General features: G+C 47.5%; 24 protein-coding genes. 12 read left to right on the top strand and 12 right to left on the bottom strand.

Translation table 11 applies throughout. The features are described 5' to 3' along the window. Nucleotides 1-12: 12 nt before the first annotated feature. The 3 genes from Q4491_RS12240 to Q4491_RS12250 form a co-directional block, all read right to left on the bottom strand. Nucleotides 13-918, bottom strand: coding sequence for a phosphotransferase (locus Q4491_RS12240; protein ID WP_303457799.1), 906 nt, complete (start codon nucleotides 916-918; stop codon nucleotides 13-15). 189 nt (nucleotides 919-1,107) lie between these two features. Further along, complete coding sequence (locus Q4491_RS12245) at nucleotides 1,108-1,350, bottom strand: DUF3389 domain-containing protein (RefSeq protein WP_192013934.1); 243 nt, start codon at nucleotides 1,348-1,350, stop codon at nucleotides 1,108-1,110. Further along, on the bottom strand, nucleotides 1,347-1,784 hold the full coding sequence (locus Q4491_RS12250; RefSeq protein WP_192013935.1) for a hotdog fold thioesterase: 438 nt from the start codon (nucleotides 1,782-1,784) through the stop codon (nucleotides 1,347-1,349). Before Q4491_RS12250 ends, Q4491_RS12245 begins: the two co-directional genes overlap by 4 nt. Before the next feature lie 105 nt (nucleotides 1,785-1,889). Between Q4491_RS12250 and Q4491_RS12255 the strand changes: the two genes are divergently transcribed. After that, nucleotides 1,890-2,687 carry a M48 family metallopeptidase gene (locus tag Q4491_RS12255; RefSeq protein ID WP_192013937.1) on the top strand — a complete coding sequence of 266 codons (798 nt, stop codon included), beginning with the start codon at nucleotides 1,890-1,892 and terminating at the stop codon, nucleotides 2,685-2,687. Nucleotides 2,688-2,762: 75 nt separating this feature from the next. Here Q4491_RS12255 and Q4491_RS12260 read toward each other — a convergent pair whose 3' ends face one another. Next, nucleotides 2,763-4,106 (bottom strand): trypsin-like serine protease, encoded by a 1,344-nt coding sequence (locus Q4491_RS12260; RefSeq protein WP_303457802.1) that lies wholly within the window; start codon nucleotides 4,104-4,106, stop codon nucleotides 2,763-2,765. Between the two features lie 240 nt (nucleotides 4,107-4,346). After that, the gene (locus Q4491_RS12265; RefSeq protein WP_218385512.1) at nucleotides 4,347-5,336 is read right to left on the bottom strand and encodes an OmpA family protein; all 990 of its coding nucleotides are present in this window, start codon (nucleotides 5,334-5,336) and stop codon (nucleotides 4,347-4,349) included. Nucleotides 5,337-5,762: 426 nt separating this feature from the next. Between Q4491_RS12265 and Q4491_RS12270 the strand changes: the two genes are divergently transcribed. Next, complete coding sequence (locus tag Q4491_RS12270; protein ID WP_303457803.1) at nucleotides 5,763-7,250, top strand: FAD-dependent oxidoreductase; 1,488 nt, start codon at nucleotides 5,763-5,765, stop codon at nucleotides 7,248-7,250. Nucleotides 7,251-7,314: 64 nt separating this feature from the next. Here the strand turns inward: Q4491_RS12270 and Q4491_RS12275 are convergent, their stop codons facing one another. Continuing rightward, nucleotides 7,315-7,701: a cupin domain-containing protein gene (locus Q4491_RS12275; RefSeq protein ID WP_303457804.1), complete on the bottom strand. Its 387-nt coding sequence runs from the start codon at nucleotides 7,699-7,701 to the stop codon at nucleotides 7,315-7,317. A 5-nt stretch (nucleotides 7,702-7,706) separates the two neighbouring features. Next, entirely contained in the window at nucleotides 7,707-8,378 is a 672-nt protein-coding gene (locus Q4491_RS12280) for a chromosome segregation ATPase (protein WP_303457805.1), read from the bottom strand. A gap of 323 nt (nucleotides 8,379-8,701) precedes the next feature. On the opposite strand from Q4491_RS12280, the gene Q4491_RS12285 reads away from it, so the two are divergent. Beyond that, nucleotides 8,702-9,568 (top strand): DNA ligase, encoded by an 867-nt coding sequence (locus Q4491_RS12285; RefSeq protein ID WP_303457808.1) that lies wholly within the window; start codon nucleotides 8,702-8,704, stop codon nucleotides 9,566-9,568. Nucleotides 9,569-9,615: 47 nt separating this feature from the next. Here the strand turns inward: Q4491_RS12285 and Q4491_RS12290 are convergent, their stop codons facing one another. Next, nucleotides 9,616-10,302 carry a VC0807 family protein gene (locus Q4491_RS12290; RefSeq protein WP_027251102.1) on the bottom strand — a complete coding sequence of 229 codons (687 nt, stop codon included), beginning with the start codon at nucleotides 10,300-10,302 and terminating at the stop codon, nucleotides 9,616-9,618. 255 nt (nucleotides 10,303-10,557) lie between these two features. On the opposite strand from Q4491_RS12290, the gene Q4491_RS12295 reads away from it, so the two are divergent. Further along, nucleotides 10,558-11,097, top strand: a complete 540-nt coding sequence (locus tag Q4491_RS12295; RefSeq protein ID WP_303457811.1) for a hydrolase — start codon at nucleotides 10,558-10,560, stop codon at nucleotides 11,095-11,097. Between the two features lie 131 nt (nucleotides 11,098-11,228). Further along, nucleotides 11,229-12,368, top strand: coding sequence for an N-acetylglucosamine-6-phosphate deacetylase (nagA, locus tag Q4491_RS12300; protein WP_237795948.1), 1,140 nt, complete (start codon nucleotides 11,229-11,231; stop codon nucleotides 12,366-12,368). Between the two features lie 66 nt (nucleotides 12,369-12,434). On the opposite strand, the gene Q4491_RS12305 is transcribed toward nagA, so the two are convergent. Further along, the gene (locus Q4491_RS12305; protein WP_303457814.1) at nucleotides 12,435-12,797 is read right to left on the bottom strand and encodes an NADH:ubiquinone oxidoreductase; all 363 of its coding nucleotides are present in this window, start codon (nucleotides 12,795-12,797) and stop codon (nucleotides 12,435-12,437) included. Between the two features lie 571 nt (nucleotides 12,798-13,368). Here Q4491_RS12305 and Q4491_RS12310 point away from each other — a divergent pair. Beyond that, nucleotides 13,369-14,319: a chemotaxis protein CheV gene (locus Q4491_RS12310; RefSeq protein WP_218385517.1), complete on the top strand. Its 951-nt coding sequence runs from the start codon at nucleotides 13,369-13,371 to the stop codon at nucleotides 14,317-14,319. A gap of 162 nt (nucleotides 14,320-14,481) precedes the next feature. Here Q4491_RS12310 and Q4491_RS12315 read toward each other — a convergent pair whose 3' ends face one another. Both Q4491_RS12315 and pdsO read right to left on the bottom strand, forming a co-directional pair. After that, complete coding sequence (locus tag Q4491_RS12315) at nucleotides 14,482-14,667, bottom strand: hypothetical protein (RefSeq protein ID WP_218385519.1); 186 nt, start codon at nucleotides 14,665-14,667, stop codon at nucleotides 14,482-14,484. A 9-nt stretch (nucleotides 14,668-14,676) separates the two neighbouring features. Further along, nucleotides 14,677-15,435, bottom strand: a complete 759-nt coding sequence (pdsO, locus tag Q4491_RS12320) for a sortase-associated OmpA-like protein PdsO (protein WP_303457816.1) — start codon at nucleotides 15,433-15,435, stop codon at nucleotides 14,677-14,679. Nucleotides 15,436-15,676: 241 nt separating this feature from the next. Between pdsO and pdsR the strand changes: the two genes are divergently transcribed. Together pdsR and pdsS are read left to right on the top strand one after the other, a co-directional pair. Then, nucleotides 15,677-16,363 (top strand): proteobacterial dedicated sortase system response regulator, encoded by a 687-nt coding sequence (pdsR, locus tag Q4491_RS12325; protein WP_192013957.1) that lies wholly within the window; start codon nucleotides 15,677-15,679, stop codon nucleotides 16,361-16,363. Continuing rightward, nucleotides 16,351-18,543, top strand: coding sequence for a proteobacterial dedicated sortase system histidine kinase (pdsS, locus tag Q4491_RS12330; protein ID WP_303457818.1), 2,193 nt, complete (start codon nucleotides 16,351-16,353; stop codon nucleotides 18,541-18,543). The genes pdsR and pdsS overlap by 13 nt, the downstream gene beginning before the upstream one ends. 11 nt (nucleotides 18,544-18,554) lie before the next feature. Here the strand turns inward: pdsS and Q4491_RS12335 are convergent, their stop codons facing one another. Beyond that, complete coding sequence (locus Q4491_RS12335) at nucleotides 18,555-18,842, bottom strand: hypothetical protein (RefSeq protein WP_237795956.1); 288 nt, start codon at nucleotides 18,840-18,842, stop codon at nucleotides 18,555-18,557. A 234-nt stretch (nucleotides 18,843-19,076) separates the two neighbouring features. On the opposite strand from Q4491_RS12335, the gene Q4491_RS12340 reads away from it, so the two are divergent. The 4 genes from Q4491_RS12340 (at nucleotide 19,077) to Q4491_RS12355 (ending at nucleotide 21,650) form a co-directional block, all read left to right on the top strand. Continuing rightward, nucleotides 19,077-19,988, top strand: coding sequence for a DUF368 domain-containing protein (locus tag Q4491_RS12340; RefSeq protein WP_237795957.1), 912 nt, complete (start codon nucleotides 19,077-19,079; stop codon nucleotides 19,986-19,988). A 154-nt stretch (nucleotides 19,989-20,142) separates the two neighbouring features. Further along, a complete protein-coding gene (locus tag Q4491_RS12345; protein WP_303457823.1) occupies nucleotides 20,143-20,571 on the top strand; it encodes a hypothetical protein in 429 nt (142 codons plus the stop codon). Further along, nucleotides 20,568-21,161, top strand: coding sequence for an SCO family protein (locus Q4491_RS12350; protein WP_192013967.1), 594 nt, complete (start codon nucleotides 20,568-20,570; stop codon nucleotides 21,159-21,161). Before Q4491_RS12345 ends, Q4491_RS12350 begins: the two co-directional genes overlap by 4 nt. 225 nt (nucleotides 21,162-21,386) lie before the next feature. Then, a complete protein-coding gene (locus Q4491_RS12355; protein WP_027251090.1) occupies nucleotides 21,387-21,650 on the top strand; it encodes an Lpp/OprI family alanine-zipper lipoprotein in 264 nt (87 codons plus the stop codon). Nucleotides 21,651-21,680 lie beyond the last annotated feature (30 nt).

Genomic DNA, 21,680 nt, shown 5'->3' on the forward strand with positions numbered 1-21,680 from the left:
TGGCGACATCTCTCAAAATATCCTGCCAGTCCTTTTAGATAAGACATGGTATTCCTGCAGTTTATACATGAAGCTTTGCTCATCATACCAGCCGATATTTGATGCATGTTTTGCATCGTCCCAGAGGCTTAAATACCAGCGCCGCATTTCATAACCTTCGGCAAGGGGATATTTCGCCACATAACGAGCAATGAGATCCAATTCAGGACGAATATCATTTAAATGGAACACATCAAACTCCCGATGCTTTATGCCGGCATCGGCAGGATCAAGAATTGCCGCCACTTTAAACGTCTTTGCATCAAAAAGGACATTCGCTAAATGACAATCATCATGCACAAAAGATGGCTTTTCATTCATGGGTTCCAATACATGCTGACGGTCATCCCAGAGTTTTTCGAAATGATTTTTCAGCTCCGCTGAGAAAGGGGATTCTCTGTCTAATACGTACTGAAATACCGGGTCCATCCATATTTCAAATGCAGGTATTATCTGGGAATCATACTTATTCTCTGCTATTTCAAACCCCTCATCATGGGGTTGATTGTGCATATTAATAAGAATGTCTGTAAAATGTTCAGAAAATACCTTCAGTACATGTGCTTCATTCGGTAGTTCATTTGCCGGGACACCCTCCACCCACTCCATAACAATAAATTCATGCCCTTCTTCACAGCCAAAAAATAAAATTTCAGGCACTTTACAATCGACCATTGATCTTAAGCGATTAAGAGAATTAATTTCCTGACTCAGCCGGCCAGCCTGCCGGCAAAATTTGATAACCACTCGTCGTTTCTCTGTAGCAAGAAATGCAACCCAACCATAAAAAGTAGATTGCAGGTTACAAAAATCAGGGCAACTGCTAAACAGAGCACGAAAAGCGTTAACCGCAATTCTGTTAAGTTGAGGTTCTTGCATAGATATCCTTTCTTATAGCCACATCAATAAATAGCTAATCTGCAAGCTCTAAATACATCGAAAAATCAAATGTAATCATTCGATTTTGTAGAAAAATGATCAGATATAAAAGCCATTAAGCTTAACTTCGCGATATATCCCCCAAAAAAGGTAAAAGTATGGCTAATAATTATAAAAAGGAAATAATCTCTAATTACGATGAGAATCAATGGCAATACCCATACAATCTGACAGGGCTTTAAGTTGTGCATCATCATCCAAATGTATTGACCATTGCACGCCACTCCCTGTTGCTGTAATGATATTTGGTTGTCTTAGCAACCGGATATCATCGGCCCTTGCCTGCAAAGTCACTTTACCCGTCCCTTCAAGACGAATAACCAACTCATGCTGATTAGCTACAATCCTACCCTGGCTGAATGTCAGAATCATGCTTCGTCCTTCTTTTTATGTTTTAGTACCGCCATAGTTAACCGGCTTGTACACACAAGATTATCCCGCTCATCGGTGATAGTAATTTGCCAGACTTGAGTCGTTGCCCCTAGGTGTACAGGGCTGGCCGTTCCTTTAACAAAGCCAGTACGAACAACACGTACATGATTGGCATTGATATCAAGACCCACACAGTACTTATTGTCACTGACACACATGTTAGCAGCAATCGACCCCAGAGTTTCAGCCAGAACGACCGATGCTCCACCATGCAACATACCAAAAGGCTGGTGAGTTCTTGAATCTACTGGCATTATTGCCGTCAAGCTATTGTCATCAAAGGCACTGTATTCGATTCCGAGGTGTTGAACCAGGGTGTTCACTGAGGTTTGATTTAAGTCGTTAAGATCAAATTTCTTTTGCCAAATCGACATTGCGATTCCTTATAACAAGCTAGACTGCGCCAGCATAACATCTATATAAATGGCTGATAAGCGATGTACAGGATGGCATATACTAAAAAGCGAGGAGTGAGAACTATGATTGCATTTCGCCATTTACCCGTTACCAGTTTGCTGGCAAGTGCGTTACTGCTGGCTGCTTGCAGTAATTCACCCACTGGCCGGCAACAGGTACTGCTGTTCTCTGAACAGGACATGTCGCAACTGGGCGCACAGTCATTTGAAGAGATGAAAACAAAGGAAAAGATCAATACTGATCCTCAGGTTAACACCTATGTTCAGTGTGTCACTCGCGCTTTAACTGCATCGCTTGGCCGCCAGCCAGAAGCACCAAGCTGGGAAGTGGTAGTATTCGACAGTGATCAGGTGAACGCCTTCGCGCTGCCCGGCGGAAAAATCGGCGTGTATACCGGCCTGCTGAAAGTCGCAAAGAATCAGGATCAACTCGCAACTGTTATCGGCCATGAAATTGGTCACGTCCTTGCCAAACACAGCAATGAGCGCTTGTCCCGCTCACAGTTAGCCAACCTTGGTTTGCAAATTTCCAGTGTCGCCCTCGGTGGCACTGAGTATCAGGAAATGGCCATGGCCGGGCTCGGGCTTGGTGTACAGTACGGCATTCTGATGCCTTATGGCCGTGCGCAGGAATCGGAGTCCGATATCATTGGGCTGCGAATGATGTCACAAGCCGGTTTCGATCCGAATCAGAGCGTGGCGCTTTGGCAAAACATGAGCAAAGCCAGCGGCGGCGGGCAACCTCCGGAAATACTGTCAACCCACCCTTCCCATGCATCACGTATTGATGATTTACGGCGTGAAATCGGCCGTTTGCCCGTTTCAACAGCAACACATCCCAACTGTAAAGCACCAGGCTAACTATCAAGGCATCGCAAATAGCGATGCCTTTCTGTACTGACGGCTTACAGATATCAACAATCAGCAATTATTTTCTTAAAGTGCGTTCCATGCATCGCCTGCTGCCCAACCCGTGCCAGGAGCATACGGTCCCCCTGAATTACACCAGTTGCTGTTCGGGTAAGGTCGGCACTGATATCTCATCCCATTGGTCCCCAAAACAATAGTGCCTGCACCATATTGGCCCAGCCCCTCAGGATAAGCGTAATCGTAACTGCCTCCGTTCTGGCTGCCATCAGCGCTGAGTACAGATGCCTGGACCACCGCCTCAATTGCGGATTGAGAGTGATGAGCAATAAGAGACAACGTCACTTTCGCATTTCCGGGTGTACCCGCACCGAACTCTACCAGCACACTACAGCTTTGGTGCTGATTCAAAGAAGCCGAGGAACAAGTATCACTGACAATAACAGCTTGCTCAGCAACCCCCGCCTCCAATATATTCACACGTGTAATGTTTGCTTGGGCCAAGCCTGTATTTTTAAATGTAAAAGCATGGCTTACCCGCTCACCTACAGTGAAATCAGCCAAGTTTGTAATTGCATCATAAGCCAGTGAAGGGGTATCAACCTGACCGCCAATCACACTGTCAACCCACTCTCTTAGCGCAGCAATATCAGTATAAACACCATACTGATCTGGTCTCGCACATCCAATCCCCCAACTAACAATTCCCAATTGAATTATTTGATTATTGTGTTTCACAATGATGGGACCGCCACTGTCGCCCTGGCATGAATCTTTTTGGCCTTGCGGATAGCCGGCACAAAAGTTGTCGATGCCGACATTCTGATAACTGCCCCCACTTTGTTGGCAAACGTGATCACTGACGAGAGGCACTGTCACTTCTTGCAAGATTGTCGGGCTGATGCCGCCTTCCGAGAGCCGTCCCACGCCAGCAACTCTCAAATCATCACCTTCAATCACATATTGATGCAAACTGCCCGTAGCAATATCAACCGCAGGCGCATTCACATCATTATCCAGCTTAAGCACTGCGATATCATAGCTTAATGTACTGCGAACGTACTGAGGATGAATATGAATCTGGCTGACATTAGCACGAAGTCCATCCGTGCCATTATATTGATGTGCCCCAACTTTTACCGCTAAATCCCCCGGCAAATCGCCATCAACGCAATGCGCCGCCGTTAATACGTATCCGCCACCTAAATAACTTGCCCCGCAAAATGATCTGTTACTAAAGCGACTAGTTATCTGCGTAAAGAAGCGCCAGTCCTGGCTGATTGCATCAACGCCCCCTACGATTCTCGGTTCATATACTCGCTCAGAACCAGGATCGACAGCGGCAGAATATGCAGGAAAAACCGTAAAAGCGTATAACGCTGTTAGTGTGAAAGTGACTTTCCATTTGTTCATAAGTAATCCTCAATTTACGTTTTTCACCAAAAAGCGTACCAAGTTGCATACAGTGATGACGTTGATGGATTACAGCATTTAATGCTTGTGCCTTATTGCACTTCTGGAATTGATGTTCAAGCTAAAATGTAATTGAGCGATAATGCACTAATTTATTTCCTTCATTAATCACATTACTTTTCCCATTTAAAGAAAAAGCCTTCGGCTAGCGAAGGCTTTCAATGGAAATAATTTATTTAACTATTTGGCACTACTGGCTGACATACCAGGCATATAAGCTTCTACCCGCCGGTTTTGCGCTCGTCCTTCTTCAGTGTTGTTCGTTGCAATAGGATCCCGCTCGCCAAATCCTTTAATCTCAATTCTGTCCATACCAATACTGAAGTAGCCCGCCAGATAGCCAGCGACTGCTGCTGCCCGTTCTTCAGACAGTTTCTGATTATAAGCCGATGTACCTGAAGCATCTGTGTGGCCAATTACCTGAAGTTTACTGTCAGGATAATTCACTAAACGATCGGCAATGGGTTGCAGGCGCGTGATATCTTCTTGCGTTAACTGACTACTGTCAAAGTTAAACGGCAATGCCACCCGAAGTGGCTGGATAGTCGCAGCAGGTAAAGGCGCGGGCTCTGGCAGCGGAGCCGCCTCTTCAACAACTGCCGCGGCCGCTGGTGCTCCCCAGTGATAAACCAGGCTCAAACCGTAGAAATGAATATCTGCCTTACCAGGCTCACTGCGCCCAACCTGATTGTAATATTGATATTCTAAGCGTGTTGATACGTTGGGATTCATATAAAACTCAGCCCCAACCCCTGCAGTGCCCGATGTACCACTATCATCTGCACCATTTACCGTGTTATCGACATTAAAGAAAAAACCGCCCGCTTTAGCATACAAGTCAACAACATCTGTTACAGGCCATGTCAGCTTGGCAACTAAATCCAAACCATAAGCTTCAAAGCCACCACTGCCTAAATCATAATCGGCTTCACCAAGGTAGGTGTAACCACCCTCTAAACCAACCGAAGGAGAGAACTGATATCCCAGAAAAACGCCTCCACCCCAGTCATCTTGCCCGTAATCACTTTTCTGGCCATCAATAGCACCATCAAAATTGTTGAAATGTGTGCCACCCACTCGGGCGCCGAAATACCACGGATTCTCTGTCGCGGCGACAACTGAACCAGACAAAAAAATCGCCAACGGAACAAATTTGATTATTCGAATCATAAAATTTTCCTTGTTATTAGTTCACCACTACCTCTAAGGGTTTAGTCAGGAATGTCAATTTTGGCAAGGTTATAAGCAGGTTATAGCGCGCCGTTATCTTTATTAAGACATTCAGCTAAAGCGATTTTTAAGCATAATCTGTGACAAAAACCCTAAAATGGGTCTTTCTTGGTCATTCAAGTCAAAAAAATACCACTGACAGCAGGTAAATCCGCAAGGTGTCGGGTCAGGCTTTTATCAATCATGCAGATTGGCAACTTAACCCTGAATGTGCACCTACACGCACAATGTTTACATTGTAAATTCACACTGACAGAAAAATGAACAATCAATGAGTTTGTTTATGTTCACTGTTTCAAACGGAGCGCCAGACAAGTAAAATGTCCGGCATGAGAACTAATTACAAAAATGTTGAATTTACCGCTGATGACAACTGAAACTGGCACAAACAAACCTTTTAGCCATCTGAAAATTGGGGTTATTGGCGGCGGAATGGCAGGTTCTACCATTGCACTTCGGCTTGCCGAGCAAGGTTTCTCTGTCAATCTTTTCGAGGAAGGGCCAAGCCTGGTTAATGGTCCTCCTATCTGCCACTTACACGCAGGTGGCAATCTGTATCGTGACATTTCAGATGAGCAGTGTCTCCAACTGCTGACACAGTCTGTCGATACGTTAAGAGTCTATAAACACAGCGCTAATATTCGCCCCACAGTCATCGCGGTTCCGAAACAGGATCCCGGCCATCCCGACTTATTGCTTCCCCGGCTGACTTTGCTTGAACAACACTATAAAGCCTTGGTTCAGATTGATGCGGCAAATGCGGTATTGGGCGAGCCTGATGATTATTTCCGTCTCTATTATCGCGAAGATCTGGAAAGACTGGCTCAACGTGAAATGCCCGACCATGCGACAGCGCCTGACGATTGGATGGTTCCGGTCGCAAAACACCTTGACCTGGATAATTTCAAATTCCCCATCGTACTTGTTCAGGAGTACGGCGTAAGTGTTTTTCGTTTAGCCGCCACTGTCACTCTGGGACTGGATGCGCTTCCCAGCAGCCAGGTCAGAACACATACCAAAGTCACCCATATAGAGCAGGATAGTCAGACCCGTAGATGGCAAATTACTTACCGTTCTCTGGGTGAAAACAGTAGCGTTTACAACAGCCACAAAGAGGAAGTGGATTATCTGATCAATGCGTGCGGTTACCGAACCGGTACCTTAGACGATATGGCGCATTATAAACGTAAACGTTTAGTCGAATTTAAAGCGGCCTATGTTACCCGGTGGGAAGACAGCAAAGCAGAATGGCCTGAAATTATTTTCCATGGTCAGCGTGGCACCCCGCTGGGAATGGCTCAGCTTACTCCCTACCCGGACGGCTACTTCCAATTACACGGCATGACAGAAGACATCACGCTCTTCAAAGACGGCCTGGTCAGCAGCACTGAACACAGTGCTCAACCTGTTTTAAATCCGCTATACAAAAATATGCTGAGAAACGGCTGGCAGCCCAGTGATATAGAGCAACGAACGCACAGGGCCATCGCGCATATTGCCAAACATCTGCCAGCGTATAAAACAGCCAGTGTCGGCGGCCCGCCACTGTTTGGGGCGCAACAGATTCCGGGAGACGATCCCTCTCTTCGCGCTGCCGATGTCTCGTTTGATGGATACCGCTATGCCCGCACCGAGATCGTTAAAGCGTCCTCTGCATTAACCGCCGCAGAGATCATCATTAAAAAGCTGGTAGAAGACGGATTGATTACCGCTGAACAAAGCGGCCTGACATTGCCTCTGGAAGCTCGCTTTACAGTGACGCAGCAGCTTAGCGCTGCCACTATCACCAAAAAAGCCGAGGTATTAGCGAGCGCTCGTCAGTTTCCAGTTGCTCTAGCTTTGCCGGTTGGCTAAACCTTATCTGGCGGCACAGTGAAAACCAGACAACAACAGCTCCGGTATCTTCTTGATGCCGGTTTTATTCAGGCAGAATTGACAGGTCATTGCAGTCAGGCGGAAAAAATACGGCCAGCCAAATGGTATTCGCGCCGGGAGCCGTCCAGCTGACCCGGTGACGGCAGTGTGCAGGAAGGTAGATACTCTGGCCTTCACGTAACCGAACGGGCAAACGGCCATCATCGAATGCCAGCTCGGCGGCACCCTGAATGACCATCACCCATTCATCTTCATTTTGATCGTACCACTCGTCAGGTGGTGTTTGGTGGCCACGTGAGATGATTCGCTCAATACGTACATCAGACGTATTAATCAGAGTCTGAAACAGCTCTTCCGGCAGGTTATCTGGTATGTCTGAAAACACATCCTGAATGCTCAGGTTGCCAGGTTGACACTTGTTGATCGTCATGAACATCACTCATCTTTTGGCAATGTAACATTGATTTTCTCATTCAGTTCATCAAGTTCGTTCTGAAGCGCCGTTCGTTCCACTTCAGCTTCAGCCACTTTAGATAATTTTGCTTCATAACGATCACAATCAGCCTGAGAAACCCAGTTCCAGCTCTTGCCGGATTTAAACTCGTCGCACGGCTTTTTGAACTCTTCTGCAACACGCCGCGCTTGTTTCACATCAGCCTCCACCTGGCTGAGCTGTTTTTGCAGCCCTAGCTGCTGCTGGTACAACGCTTTAGAGTTGGACAGTACAGTCTGCTGTTTTTGGGTTGCTTCAGTCAGCGTCTCTACTTTGGTGCCTAATTGTTTTTTGGTCACAACCAGCTGCTTTTTCTGTTGCTTAAGGGCCGCCATCTGCTTTGCGTGCTCTTCACGTACTGAAGATAGCTCCAGCGTTCTTTGCTCAAGTTGCTGCTGTAACTCTTCAAATTCAATCGCTTTTTGAGTTTCCATTGACGCCATCGCTTCTAACCGCGTGCTCAGGCTTTGTATTTGCTCCGCCTGCTCAGTGTTTATCTCACGAAGGTTGTCCATTTCCGCAACCGTTGGCTGATGCTGAATGTGCCCTATTGCCGATGCCAGTAGCATTCCTGCGATTAAACCGGCAACCAGAGTCACTTTCCAGTTCGACATCAACTCCATTCCTTTCTCCTAACAAACTACCCAGTTCAATACATGATTACGCATCGATAACCAGCCCAATATACCCAAATGACGGCAAGAGCCCTGGGTAGCTAAGTGGCATAGACACAAATTACCACAATCGATGCGAACCGATGTCAGAACTATATCAAGCTTCATTGAGGCTTCATTCGCAAAGTCTATGATAGCGATAGAAAATTAGCTATTCAGAATCACATTCCTGCCGCACTCTGTCGCTTTTCCCCTCGGAATAAAATCTGGATATGACAGTGTCCGGTTACTTTTTGCCCTTGTAGCCCCCGGAGGAAACTAACATGAAGCAATCTGAGTTGGCGATGATCATCACCTTAATGCTGAGCCCAATCAGTTATGCCAAAGAAACAGTAACAATGAGAGCAACTTCGGCTGTCTGGCAGGATGACTCGTTTCTGCTCCCTTTGGGTACAAGAATCACCGATTATTGGGTCAGCGAGAAATTAGATGGCATTCGCGCTCACTGGAATGGCCAGCAGCTACAAACCCGGACAGGGCACGTTATTCATGCACCACAGTGGTTCACGGCTGGTTTGCCTGATGATGTGTTAGAAGGTGAATTATGGGCCGGAAGAGGCGCTTTTCATCTGGTGTCACAAACAGTGCTGGACGCATCGCCAAACCGTGAGCAATGGGAAAAGATCCGATTCATGGTCTTTGATGCCCCCGTATATCCTGGTTCATTTGATGAACGCTGGCGCCATGTAACCACACTGGTCAATGCATCCAATCATCCATACATCAACATCATAGAGCAGCGAAAACTGGCCTCAATAGCCATGGTGAAGAACTGGCTAGCAGAGATAGAAGCCGATGGCGGTGAAGGAATAATGTTACACCATGCTTCTCAACCCTATGTCGCAGGCCGGTCAGACAGCTTAGTAAAAATAAAACGCTTCGAAGATGCGGAAGCCATCGTTGTTGGTTACGAGCCAGGGAAAGGGAAATATCAGGGGTTAATGGGGGCACTTTGGGTAAAGATGGATGCTTTGCCGCCCTTTAAAATCGGTACGGGTTTTTCAGATGCAGATCGTGCCGTTCCCCCTGAAATCGGAAGTATAGTCACCATCAGATATAACGGATTTACACATAACCAGATCCCTCGTTTTGCCCGATATCTGCGTACAAGACCGTCATCGACTCTGTGATACACAGATGTAAAAAGGGCTTACTCAGTGGTAAGCCCTTGGCGGTATTACTGCATCTTGAAAATCTGGTTAGCTTCAAGATTAGTCATGCGCCGGATAGAGCGCCAGACATAATAAAAGATACCGAACATCATCAGCATGGAAGGAATCGCGATCATCGGATAACTCAGCAGCGTCATTTCACCCAGCTCTTCATTAAATGCTTCTGACCCTGCCGGGCTGGTTACTATGGTGGTGGCCAGTACGTAATTCATTATTGAGGAAAACACAAACGTACTGGCAAACAAATAATTAGACTGTGCCAGACACTTATTGAATTCGGTTAGTTTGCCATTTTGTGTCAATTTCTCTTTAATCAGCGAGAGATTCAGGACGGCATCGTTGAAAATCATTTTGGTTACAACAGGGTACTTAGTGAATGTAGAGACAAACACCACAAGCCCAATTAAACCAGGAATCAACGCTTCTTTAATTGCAAGCCATTGATTATCAAGTTCAAGTAAACCTATTCCACCGGTCAGTAGTACACTGACAAAGCCCAATAACGAAATGAAGTTAAACTTCTTGTGCTTGATCAGTTCATAGCCACCCAGCACAATCGGGAAAGCCAGTGCCAGTATCAATGCATTAACAGGGCCCAGTTGTTCCTGGCCACTCAGCTTCATCAGTACCACAGACGGTACGATGACATTGAAGATAAGATCAGTAAGAGGATTCGATTTTTTTTCAGTCATGGTTTTTCAGGTACGTTTCAATATCGGGTCATTGTTCCGTCATTTACCCACAATGTAAAGATGAAACAAGTTACAAGGCTTTTCGCTTTGGTCGGCTTCACCAAACTATTTTAGCTTAAGGGGCAGACAAAATACCAAACCGACTTGACTTTATGGTCAGATAGAACCATGTTCTGCCCTATAACCACAGAGCAATCACCGCTAAACTTTTCATGTAAAAGCACATAACGGTGAATTTAAGATAAGGACATTCCTATGCTGGATCGCAATAAAACCGCGCTGGTGATCGTTGATGTTCAGGGAAAGCTGGCCAGCCTGATGTCAGACACTGATACCCTCTATCAAAACCTGTCAGTCATGGCTCAAGGGGCAAAAGCCCTTCAATTACCTGTCATCTGGTTAGAGCAGTTACCCGATAAGCTTGGGCCCACAATTCCGCAGATTGCTGAGCACCTCACTGATCAGACGCCCATCGCCAAAAATTGTTTCAGCGGTTGCCAGTCGATCGACTTTATGGACGCTTTAGTTTCCACTGGTTGCAAGAACGTGCTGCTGGTCGGGATAGAAGCGCACATTTGTGTCTATCAAACCGCCATGGATTTACTTCGTAAAGGCTACCACGTAGAAGTCATTTCTGATGCTGTCTCTTCACGGAATGCGGCGAACAAAACAGTCGCCCTGAATCGTATGCAACAAGCAGGTGCCTCGGTCTCGTGCACAGAAATGGTACTTTTTGAGTTACAAGGCGTCGCTGAAGGCGAAAGCTTCAGGCAGATCTTAAACCTCATCAAATAATTAAGTCACAAAGTTGACATTAATTGCACGGATAAATTGATCCCGGATTCAATGCAGGCTATCTTATTTTCATAAAAAAAATAAGATAGCCATAGGTTAATCTCCTCCTCTGCATTCTCGGAGTCCGGCCCATGTACGCCATAACCCACATCAGCGTGTTTGATGGCAGCACGATTGCTGAAGATCAAGCCATTTTTATTGACAGAGATACCATCTCTGCCGTCATGCCCATGTCGCAAGCTAAGTCCCGGCAATTACTCCCGACCGACTGTCTGGACGGGACTGGTTTACTGGCCACCGCAGGCTTCATAGACATTCAGCTAAACGGTTGTGGCGGCGTCTTGCTAAACACAGACATTGCCAAATCCACCCTGGATACCATGAATGCCACTAACCTTCGCTACGGTACCACCCAATATCTTCCCACTTTTATTACCAGTGAAGCCGAACCGCTTAACGCAGTCATTCAGTTAATTGAAAGCATTGATACCCCGGAATCTGAAGGAGTGCTGGGGCTGCATTTAGAAGGCCCTTTCATCAACCGCCAAAAGAAAGGGGCCCATCAGGAACAATGCATCAGGGATCTTGATGAAGAAACTGCTGAGTATCTCATTCGCCATGCCCACTGCATAAAAGTGATCACACTGGCGCCTGAGTCTTGTGAGCAATCAGTGATTAACCAGCTGACAGAGGCGAACATTATAGTGTCTATGGGCCATACCAATGGCCGGTACACCGACTACACAGCCAAACACGGCATCAGTATGGCCACACATCTGTTTAATGCGATGAGTCCACTGGATTCTCGTGAGCCAGGTGCTGTCGGCTATATCTTTGATCGCAAACCCCATGCCGGCATTATTGTTGATGGCATTCATGTGAATTACGCCTCAATCAGAATCGCCCACCAGCTTCTGGGAGAGAAACTTTTTATGGTTACCGATGCTGTGACACCAGCGGGTACTGACCTCAAAGAGTACGATATGGCTGGCACCAAGGCCTATGTCACTGACGGTAAATGCCATTATGCCGATGGCACCATTGCCGGCGCGGCCATTACCATGATTGAAGGTGTGCATAATCTGATTAATCATGTGGGTGTCAGCAAAGAAGAGGCATTGCGGATGGCAAGCCTGTACCCGGCCAAAGCTCTGGGACTGGATGCACACTATGGAAGAGTCAGAACAGGATATAAAGCCAATCTGGCATTACTGACTGCGGATCTGCAAGTAAAAGGCACGGTTCAGATGGGGTTACGGCATCACGTTTAAAGCGACGGCATGCAATGTTCGCGGAGTGACAAGACAAAGGGCCACTTATCTGTGGCCCTTTCTGCATTATGCGTTGGCAAATTTGAGCGTTTCAAGCCGGGTAAGTTGATATTCACGCAACTTGAAGTAGCCGTAAGTCGCCACAATAGAAAAGAAAAGGTATGACAGAGCAAATACCAGAGGTGAGTTAATCACCTGATTTTCCAGTCCCCACATTACCCCAGCGACAGTAACACCCATTTTCGCCATTAACCCGGTTAGCAGCAGCATTAATGCCAATTGAGGATAACGTGTTGCCCGGAATGCCAGCCAGTAGGCCGCACCTACCGCCAGAGACGCTATACCAAAGCCGGCCATAAATGAATGAAGATGCTCCCCTGAGAAAACACCGGCAACAACCGATACAGCCAGAATGATCAAGAACTTCATAAGAACCTCACTCATAAACCCGACGTTAATGACAATGGGCGCCAATTCTTTCACCGGATCGCCCTTTTGCGGCTATTGTTTCAGGTTTCACAGAGGTTTAACAGTGGTCGTTCCTCTAAGCATTGTTACTAAAATGTTTCATTTTCAGCCAGTTACATTCTGAAACATTATAAACACCTAACAGAAAACAACTTCCCGCCAAAAGTTACAAAATAGTTAACAACTCAAGCAGCAGCAGGATATTGCTGCAAAGGCCATATCTTAAAAATAAAATTCAGAATTTGAGTAATACTGCCATGAAAGATCAATATCATACCGCCGTCTTTCACATGAAAAGCAGCATCTAATACTGAATTTTCACTTTAGAGCCCAACAAAGTGAAAAGTGTGACAAACCTTAAGTACGAACAGCCAGCAACGGTAAAAAACAAGATTGATGCGCTTTTCTTTTGACGCATTCACTATGAAACTGGGATGTTGCTCTTACCTTTGTAACCTTCGTTAGGAATATTGGCTTCCTCTCTCTATAATTTGCTGAAATTCAGAACAAAAACCACATTTACGGGCATTTTATGACGACCATTCTTGATGCAGTCGATCTTCGTACACAGCTTGTTGGAGAGAACCGCCTTGAATTGCTGATTTTCCGGCTTCATTCTGCTCAATTATTTGCGATTAACGTGTTCAAAGTGCGTGAAATCGTCAAACAACCTCACCTGCACTCGCTGCCAGGCAGCCATTCCAGTGTCTGTGGCGTCGCCAACATTCGCGGACAATCGATTCCAATCATTGATTTACGAAAAGCTATTGGTATAAGAGCAACGGAAGAGAGCACTGAAACCAACCTTATCATTACTGAATACAATCGAAGCGTTCAGGGCTTTCTCGTCGGACAGGTCATGAACATTGCCAATATGACCTGGCAGGACATTCAGCCGCCACCCAGCCAAGTCGGTAAAAACAATTATCTTACCGCCATTACAAGAATTAAAAGAGAAGGTGTTGAGAGGCTGGTCAGCATCGTCGATGTCGAAAAGGTGCTGGCTCAGATCGTGTCATACAACACAGACATTTCTGACGATATTCTCGATCAGCATTTAGTCAGTCAGTTTCATGGACGCAAAATTCTGATTGTTGACGATTCCTCAACTGCGAGAGCACAAATCAGGGACACCCTTTCGCAACTTGGTCTGGAAATCATTGAAGCCATTAATGGGCAAAAAGCATTGGATATTCTCAAAGGCTGGTGTGATGAAGGAAAAGAGGTAAGCCACGAGATCCTGATGATGTTCACCGATGCCGAAATGCCGGAAATGGATGGTTATCGCCTGACTCACGAAATCCGCAGTGATGAGAGGATGAAAGATCTGTTCATTGCACTAAACACCTCACTCAGCGGAAGCTTTAATCAGGCAATGGTCGATAAAGTTGGCTGCGACCGTTTCATTTCTAAATTCCAGCCGGATCTTTTGGTTGAAGTCGTCCAAGACAGACTGAGAGCAGCTTTAAAGCAGCCCGTGTAATTCGCCACGGGCTTACTCACAACGTTTGGCAGACAAAGGTTAAAAGGCGCGTAGTCTTATCAGCAATACACCAGACTCAAATGCAGTAATGTCAGCTTCAGCAGTGCTCCCGCCCAGGTATCAGGGGCCAGTTCAACCCGGCTCCCCTGATACTGAACCAAACTACTGATTAGGTGAAAGACTGTCCATATCTTGCCAGATACCATCATTGAATCCCTTCGCCTCGATCTGATGACTGACTGACAATGTGCGATCATCGCTTTTCATTGCCAGCTGCATAGTAAACAACACCAGAACCGCTATCGGTATTAAGCAACTGCTGAGCGTAAACTGAGCTGTCGATGCCATACATCCCCCTTAATGCGACTGCGCTGTCTGAACCGGCCCCTGCTGGCTACGCAAAGTGACGCGGCGGTCAAAAAAGTCGTACTCCCAGCTTTCATCCATTTTAAGCGGCTCTTCTTCGCCATAAGCAATGGTGACAATTTGCAATGGGTTCGCGCCCCGAGATTCCAGATAATCCCTGACGGCAGTCGCACGCTCTTCAGAAAGAACCTGGTTACGCTCCGACCCGCCACGGCGGTCTGCATAGCCTGATAATTCCCAGTTTATTTCTGGCGATTGCTTCATCAGTTCTGCAATTTCATCCAGCTGAGCCTGAAAATGGGGCTCAATCACTGCCGAACCGGTCCGAAAATGTACGTTCATTGCCAATGCCATATCATGCTTCTGCTGTGTCTCGCGCAAGCTGGCCATTTCATGCTGCATTTCCTGGTAGCTGTTCAGAACAGGCTCCAGCTCGGCATTACGCTCATTCAAAGCAAAAATGGTTTTCTGCTGCTCACTCAAACGCGCTGTCTGGCTGGCGATATAACCTTCCTGGCCAACGGCTGTACCCATAATCCCGCCGACCATTGCACCAATAACAGCACCGACCGGACCACCAACCAGACCGCCGACTGCGGCACCGGAACCCATACCAATCCATTGTTCTTGCTGTGCAACCGGTTCAGTGTTTGCTGTACTCTGCTGGCCCGCATGAACCTGAGTGCTGACACCCATCACCGCTGTGACAACCAAAAGGGAAAGAGCCTGTTTTTTCATCATGGTGTTCATCTGATTTTCCTCATCATTTCTGTGTTATCCGAACAAGCATCTGAGGCCGTTAATGCAGCTCTCGTTTGCCGATGAGAGAATTAAAACAAAGTGTTCAGGCACTAAGAGGGAGAGAAAAAGGCAATGTGCTGATCAAATGTGGCAACATTATGGCAATTGGCTTTGAAGGCGGATTTGCACTTTTTTAGCCTGCCAGTTCAGGTATAGTCAGTTTTCTCCAAGGTGAATGATGAAGCAATCAATGAAACATATAGCCATTGTTGAAGACGAAGCGGCAATTCGGGAAAACTACATGGATGTGCTGAGAAAGCACGGTTACAAAGTGCAGGGTTACGCAGACCGCCAGCAAGCCCAGCAGGCGTTCGAACTCAAACTGCCCGATCTGGCCATCATTGATATCGGCTTAGGCCATGAAATCGATGGCGGATTCGCACTTTGTCAGTCGTTACGCGCCCTGTCTCCCACTGTACCCATCATTTTTCTAACTGCACGTGACAGCGACTTCGATACGGTGTGCGGACTGCGGATGGGGGCAGATGACTATCTCACTAAAGACATCAGCCTGCCCCATTTAATGGCAAGAATTGCCGCGCTATTCCGGCGCAGTGAGCTGATGTCTGCCCCCGCCACAGAAGAGACACTGCTGCACAGGGGAGCTTTGACCATTGACCAGAACAAAATGCAGATCTTCTGGCAGGAGCAACACATTGATTTGACTGTGACAGAGTTCTGGATGGTGTACGCGCTGGCGAAACGTCCGGGCCATGTCAGAAGTCGTCAGGATTTGATGGAGGATGCCCACGTCGTGGTCGATGACAGTACCATCACGTCTCATATCAAGCGGATACGCAAAAAGTTTGCCCAGCATGATGCCGACTTTGATCATATTCATACTGTCTACGGAATGGGATACCGATGGGGAGCCTGACCGCACGACTCACCGCAGGTCTTCGCGTAAAGATAGTTATCATCGCCAGCCTGTTGCTCACCCTGCCCTGGTTCGGGTATCGGTTTGTTCTCGAAATGGAAAAACTGCTCCGTCAGGGGCAAGAGCAAACTCTGATTGGCACAGCCAGAGCCATTGCCACCGCGCTGAACGAACGGCCTGCGCTGTTCAGCCAGCAAGCCAGTTTTCTGCCTCGTGTTCAGCATGGCCGCGATTTATACATCTATGATTTGCCCGGTTCAATTACCATTGACGGAAGCCTGGCAGACTGGCCAGAGGATCTTGATGCCAAGATGCATTACTACGGACGTCAGTATGTCCGATTCAGCCAGCGCCCTTACCAGCAGGGCCAAACCGATTTCTATCTGATTGCCGGGCGACACAGCCAGCAATTTTATGCCGCCATGAAAGTGAAGGACAGACACACCGTTTTGCGCCGTGCCAACAGTCATCAGGTCGACAGGAACGATCATCTGATATTGGCACTGACAACCCCACAGGGTGAGTTCGAACGTTATCTGATTGCACTTGAACAAGATGGCCAGACTTCAGCCTGGATGATCACCGATGAGCTTGACGAACCAAACCTGATCTCTGCCACGAACCTGATTACAGCGCAGTGGCAACCAAGGCAGGATGGCTACTCACTGGAAATCAGCATGCCCTTGTCACAGCTCGGCCAACGGCTGTCGGTGTCTGTTTATGATGTTAACCACGATACCCACCGTGATGTTGAGACCATCATAGGCACAGCCAACAGCAAAACGGCGGCTGGTTTGGGTACAGTGCTGCTGCCCTCACCGGAAATTGAGCGCATAGTCAAAGGCATGGGGCACAGCAGTTCGCGTATCTGGGTATTGGACCGACATCAGCGTGTGTTAGCGCAATCTGGCGACATTCAGCATTCAGACGGGGTGTGGGCAACATCTGTTCGTTATGATGAAGAGGAATATGGTTTAGGCTCCTGGCTGGATCAACACCTACTGCGCCCGCTTTATTACACCTTTCTCTTATCAGAGCCTGTCCCGTTCGACGACAAGCCCGCCGATCCCGCACTGATTACAGGCGTCAATGTTGATCAAGCCTTGCAGGGACGCGGTTACGCCCACTGGCGGCCATCAAGTGACGGCAAAGCAATGATTCTGTCCGCCGCCTACCCCATCTGGCTGGATGACAAAGTGATGGGAGCCGTGGTCGCCGAAGAGTCAACCCAGGGAGTTCAGACCCTGAAAAACCGGGCTCTGGAACAACTCTTCAACGTGTTACTGGCGATCATCATCATCGCTGCCATTATTCTTTTCCTGTTTGCCTCAAGCCTCTCAGGCCGTATCCGGCGGTTACGCGATCAGGCAGAGCAATCGATAGATGCTCAGGGCCGGATTCGCGAAGCAATCACTGCGTCATCGTCAAAAGATGAAGTTGGTGATTTATCCCGCAGCCTGGCAAGCATGGTTAACCGGCTCGGACAATACAATCATTACCTGGAAAACCTGTCTTCGCGGCTGTCACACGAGCTGCGCACACCCGTTGCCGTCGTCCGCTCTTCACTGGATAACCTTTCTATGTCCAGCCTCAATCATGATGAACAGCGCTATATCGAACGGGCGCAGGAAGGTATCAGAAGACTGAGCACGATTTTATCGAGCATGACAGAAGCAACCCGTATCGAGCAGAGCCTGCAGGGTGCAGACATGGAAGAGTTTACGCTAAATGACTTGATCAGCGGCTGTATGCAAGGTTATCAGTTCGCCTTTGCTGAGCAAGACTTCCAGGTGCAGGTGCCGGACACCCCGGTCCGTATCACAGGTGCCCCCGACTTTCTGGCTCAGCTGCTGGATAAACTGATAGCTAACGCTGTTGAATTCAGCCAACCGAACAGCCAGATTGACGTCACACTGTCACAAACTGACAAGCACGCCACTCTGACTGTCAGCAACCAGGGGCCGCTATTACCGGATGATATGGCCGACCAACTGTTACATTCAATGGTCTCGGTACGCAGTCAGGCACATCAGGACAAACCACATCTCGGTCTGGGTCTGTATATTGCACGGTTGATCGTGGATTATCACGCAGGGCAAATCGCAATCAAAAACCGCCATGATTGTTTGGGTGTCACTGTCGCCGTTACTCTGCCATTGAATGCGGCAACGAATACCTGAGTTTATTCCGGCTACTCGGTATCAGTCTCAGGTACAGATGATTGTGGTTCTGAAGAATCTGAAGAGGGAGCAGTGCCCGGCACTTGTGTCTCAGCTTGCGCTGTGACCTCTTCATCTTTGGCATACATAGTCAGATACTGATTTTCGCAGACACTGATGGTTGTCCTGTCGGAGCCATATGTTTCGGTGCACCGCTCCATATATTCGTCATAAGACATCAGTAAACTCTCCGACTGAACATTCGCGACGAATACTCCAGAAACCACCAGCGCCGATAACATCACACTGTTCCATTTCATCTTGCTCACCTTTGTTCAAATATGAACCGCACAGGCCCATACTTTAGAGTTAAGCAAATTAGCAGCAAATAATGATCGAATCTTGAGACAATTTACCAATTGCTGGCAGTGACAGACTTCAGGCAGGCTCATCTGCCGTTACATTTTCCGCCTGAACTCAACAAAGTGCTCATACCGTTTTGACACTAAGTCGGTATAATGCCTTCACTTTCATAACAACTATACCTGAATCAAATGAGTAACGTTTTTACATTTCTTAAGGGATTAGCGATGGGCGCAGCAGACGTCGTTCCCGGCGTTTCCGGCGGTACAATCGCTTTTATAACCGGTATTTACGATACACTGCTGGAAAGCATCAGACGCATCAACCCCAGCCTGATCCCGCTGTGGCGCAAACAGGGAATCCGCGCAGTTCTCACCCACATTAACGCGGGTTTTCTGACTGTGCTTCTCACTGGTATTCTCACCAGTATTCTCACCCTGGCTCGTGTAATCACCTGGATGCTGCATACGCATCCGATCCCGTTATGGTCCTTTTTCTTTGGCCTGATCCTGATTTCTGCTGTTCATATGTTTAAACAAGTTCAGCACTGGAGAGCGACTCGGATTCTGTGCATTATTGCCGGTACAGCATTTGCGTACGGTATTACGGTTGTTCACCCTATTGATATGGCACCGACCAGTATCAACATAGTATTAGCAGGATCCATTGCTATTTGCGCGATGATTCTGCCGGGCATCTCTGGCAGCTTTATTTTGCTGCTGTTGGGTATGTACGGCCCTATCCTCGCGGCGGCTAAATCGCTGCAGCTGGGTACTCTGGGACTGTTTGCGACGGGTTGTGTGATCGGCCTGCTGTGCTTTTCTCATGTTCTGTCTTGGCTGCTTCGTCATTACCGCGATTTAACGCTGACCTTCCTGACAGGCCTGATGCTCGGCACACTGAACAAAGTCTGGCCCTGGAAAGAAACCATCAGCTGGCGCACCAATTCCAGCGGTGAACAAGTCCCCCTGCTGGAGCACAACCTGTCACCCTTTAGCTTTGAACAGGTTACCGGCCAGCCAGCGCTCCTTAGCTATGCAGTGATTGCCATGCTACTCGGGATAGTGCTGGTGTGGGGACTGGAGAAATTTGCAGCAGACTAGCCGCTGAGTGAATGCTGAGGCTGCCATCTGGCAGCCTTTCTTTATCGCAACTGCGACCGCCACAAAAAGCGTGATACCATAGCGCAGTTAACTGATAACAAAATACTTACGCGAGAAACCGATGTCCCATAAGCTTTTCTCAATGCATTGGTCAATGCCAGTAAAGCTCATTCTGGCATTCTGCTTGGGCTTTGCCGCCATTGAGTGGCTGCCGGCATTCATCCGCTCAGAACCCATCTATGACAGCGCACAGGCCTGTGAGTTGAGTCAGGCAAGCTGCCTTCAGAACAATGCCAGCATCATGCTGAGCGACAATATTGTCCACCCGCTGCAACCTACCACAATGACCATTCGCTGGCCTGAGCTGCCGAAAGAGACAGCAACCCTCCTTCTTACCCTGGAAGGTCATGAAATGATGATGGGACAATATCAGCTACAATTAACCCGGCAACCGGATGACAGCTTTTCTGGTGAACTCATGCTGCCTTTCTGTACACAGGACGCTATGACCTGGCAAGGCAAGATCACCTCAGATTCCGGCTCCCTTACACCTCTCTACGTTTCCTTAAGGATGACACAGTGAAATTTCAATGGATAATTCTGGCCGTAGCCTTGATTGCTGGCCTGGCCACCCGTTACCTCGTAGACAGCCATGACGACAGCGTCGCAGAAGCTCAGCAGTCAAGCGGCCAGCTCGAGAGTGGCAAAGAGTCTGTCGACTTGTTCAATACCAATGATAACCGCCTGCGCGTTGTCTACTTTGGTTTCACGCATTGCCCGGATGTCTGTCCTACATCACTGGCTATTCTGGGGGCCGCTTTGAAAGCCATCTCCCAGGATGAATTAAATAAAGTCTGGCCTGTCTTTATTACTTTGGATCCAGAAAGGGATACACCTGAAAAAAGTGCTCAATACGCGCAATATTTCCATAAAGATATTACAGGCATGACGGGGACTATGGAACAAACCCAATTACTGGCGAAGAAGTATGGCGTCCTCTTTATGAAAACCAAGCAGGAAGATTCAGCATTAGAATATTCCGTCGATCACAGTTCGTACTTTTATCTTTTAAAACCCGACGGCACCCTGTTAGAAAAGGTGCCTCACACTTTAAATCCCAATATCCTGGTAGACGCTATTGACAGGAATGAACGTCTCCTGATTGAGAAATAATGAAGAAGATTTGACATATCATTCACATAGCGTGCATTGACTCAAACGGCGAAAGGCCGCATTCTTGCTGTCGTTCACGGGCTTTTTCTCGTCTTTGAGAGAATTTTTTTTGGGAAAAAAGCTTCTTGGATGAGCAATTTGAATAACATATGCCATACTAATTCTGCCGACTGATAAATTTTTACACTCGGTCTGTAGTGGCAAAACAAAGGAGAAGAAAGAAAAATGAACCGTTCATTATCTATCCTTACTGGTATCATTCTGAGTGCAACTTTGATTGGCTGTTCCAGCTCAGATGAAGTAGATCAGATGCAACAACTAACCAATAAAGTAGACATGCTTTCTGACCAAGTGGGTGCACTGCAAAGTCAGCAAGATCAGATGGCCGGCGCCGTTAACGACGCTCGTGCTTCTGCAGATGCTGCTTACCAGGAAGCAATGCGTGCTAACCAGCGTATTGACAACATGGCTAGTTCGTATCGTAAGTAATACAAACGACAAAAAGAGTGGAGCTATTAG

It is taken from the genome of Photobacterium sp. 2_MG-2023 (genome assembly GCF_030547675.1).
Taxonomy (GTDB): domain Bacteria; phylum Pseudomonadota; class Gammaproteobacteria; order Enterobacterales; family Vibrionaceae; genus Photobacterium; species Photobacterium arenosum.

Bases quoted from the DNA above. Each gene is read 5' to 3' on its own strand.
- Q4491_RS12240 (WP_303457799.1), bottom strand. From the start codon at position 918: ATGCAAGAACCTCAACTTAACAGAATTGCGGTTAACGCTTTTCGTGCT.
- Q4491_RS12245 (WP_192013934.1), bottom strand. From the start codon at position 1,350: ATGATTCTGACATTCAGCCAGGGTAGGATTGTAGCTAATCAGCATGAG.
- Q4491_RS12250 (WP_192013935.1), bottom strand. From the start codon at position 1,784: ATGTCGATTTGGCAAAAGAAATTTGATCTTAACGACTTAAATCAAACC.
- Q4491_RS12255 (WP_192013937.1), top strand. From the start codon at position 1,890: ATGATTGCATTTCGCCATTTACCCGTTACCAGTTTGCTGGCAAGTGCG.
- Q4491_RS12260 (WP_303457802.1), bottom strand. From the start codon at position 4,106: ATGAACAAATGGAAAGTCACTTTCACACTAACAGCGTTATACGCTTTT.
- Q4491_RS12265 (WP_218385512.1), bottom strand. From the start codon at position 5,336: ATGATTCGAATAATCAAATTTGTTCCGTTGGCGATTTTTTTGTCTGGT.
- Q4491_RS12270 (WP_303457803.1), top strand. From the start codon at position 5,763: ATGACAACTGAAACTGGCACAAACAAACCTTTTAGCCATCTGAAAATT.
- Q4491_RS12275 (WP_303457804.1), bottom strand. From the start codon at position 7,701: ATGACGATCAACAAGTGTCAACCTGGCAACCTGAGCATTCAGGATGTG.
- Q4491_RS12280 (WP_303457805.1), bottom strand. From the start codon at position 8,378: ATGTCGAACTGGAAAGTGACTCTGGTTGCCGGTTTAATCGCAGGAATG.
- Q4491_RS12285 (WP_303457808.1), top strand. From the start codon at position 8,702: ATGAAGCAATCTGAGTTGGCGATGATCATCACCTTAATGCTGAGCCCA.
- Q4491_RS12290 (WP_027251102.1), bottom strand. From the start codon at position 10,302: ATGACTGAAAAAAAATCGAATCCTCTTACTGATCTTATCTTCAATGTC.
- Q4491_RS12295 (WP_303457811.1), top strand. From the start codon at position 10,558: ATGCTGGATCGCAATAAAACCGCGCTGGTGATCGTTGATGTTCAGGGA.
- nagA (WP_237795948.1), top strand. From the start codon at position 11,229: ATGTACGCCATAACCCACATCAGCGTGTTTGATGGCAGCACGATTGCT.
- Q4491_RS12305 (WP_303457814.1), bottom strand. From the start codon at position 12,797: ATGAAGTTCTTGATCATTCTGGCTGTATCGGTTGTTGCCGGTGTTTTC.
- Q4491_RS12310 (WP_218385517.1), top strand. From the start codon at position 13,369: ATGACGACCATTCTTGATGCAGTCGATCTTCGTACACAGCTTGTTGGA.
- Q4491_RS12315 (WP_218385519.1), bottom strand. From the start codon at position 14,667: ATGGCATCGACAGCTCAGTTTACGCTCAGCAGTTGCTTAATACCGATA.
- pdsO (WP_303457816.1), bottom strand. From the start codon at position 15,435: ATGAACACCATGATGAAAAAACAGGCTCTTTCCCTTTTGGTTGTCACA.
- pdsR (WP_192013957.1), top strand. From the start codon at position 15,677: ATGAAACATATAGCCATTGTTGAAGACGAAGCGGCAATTCGGGAAAAC.
- pdsS (WP_303457818.1), top strand. From the start codon at position 16,351: ATGGGGAGCCTGACCGCACGACTCACCGCAGGTCTTCGCGTAAAGATA.
- Q4491_RS12335 (WP_237795956.1), bottom strand. From the start codon at position 18,842: ATGAAATGGAACAGTGTGATGTTATCGGCGCTGGTGGTTTCTGGAGTA.
- Q4491_RS12340 (WP_237795957.1), top strand. From the start codon at position 19,077: ATGAGTAACGTTTTTACATTTCTTAAGGGATTAGCGATGGGCGCAGCA.
- Q4491_RS12345 (WP_303457823.1), top strand. From the start codon at position 20,143: ATGCCAGTAAAGCTCATTCTGGCATTCTGCTTGGGCTTTGCCGCCATT.
- Q4491_RS12355 (WP_027251090.1), top strand. From the start codon at position 21,387: ATGAACCGTTCATTATCTATCCTTACTGGTATCATTCTGAGTGCAACT.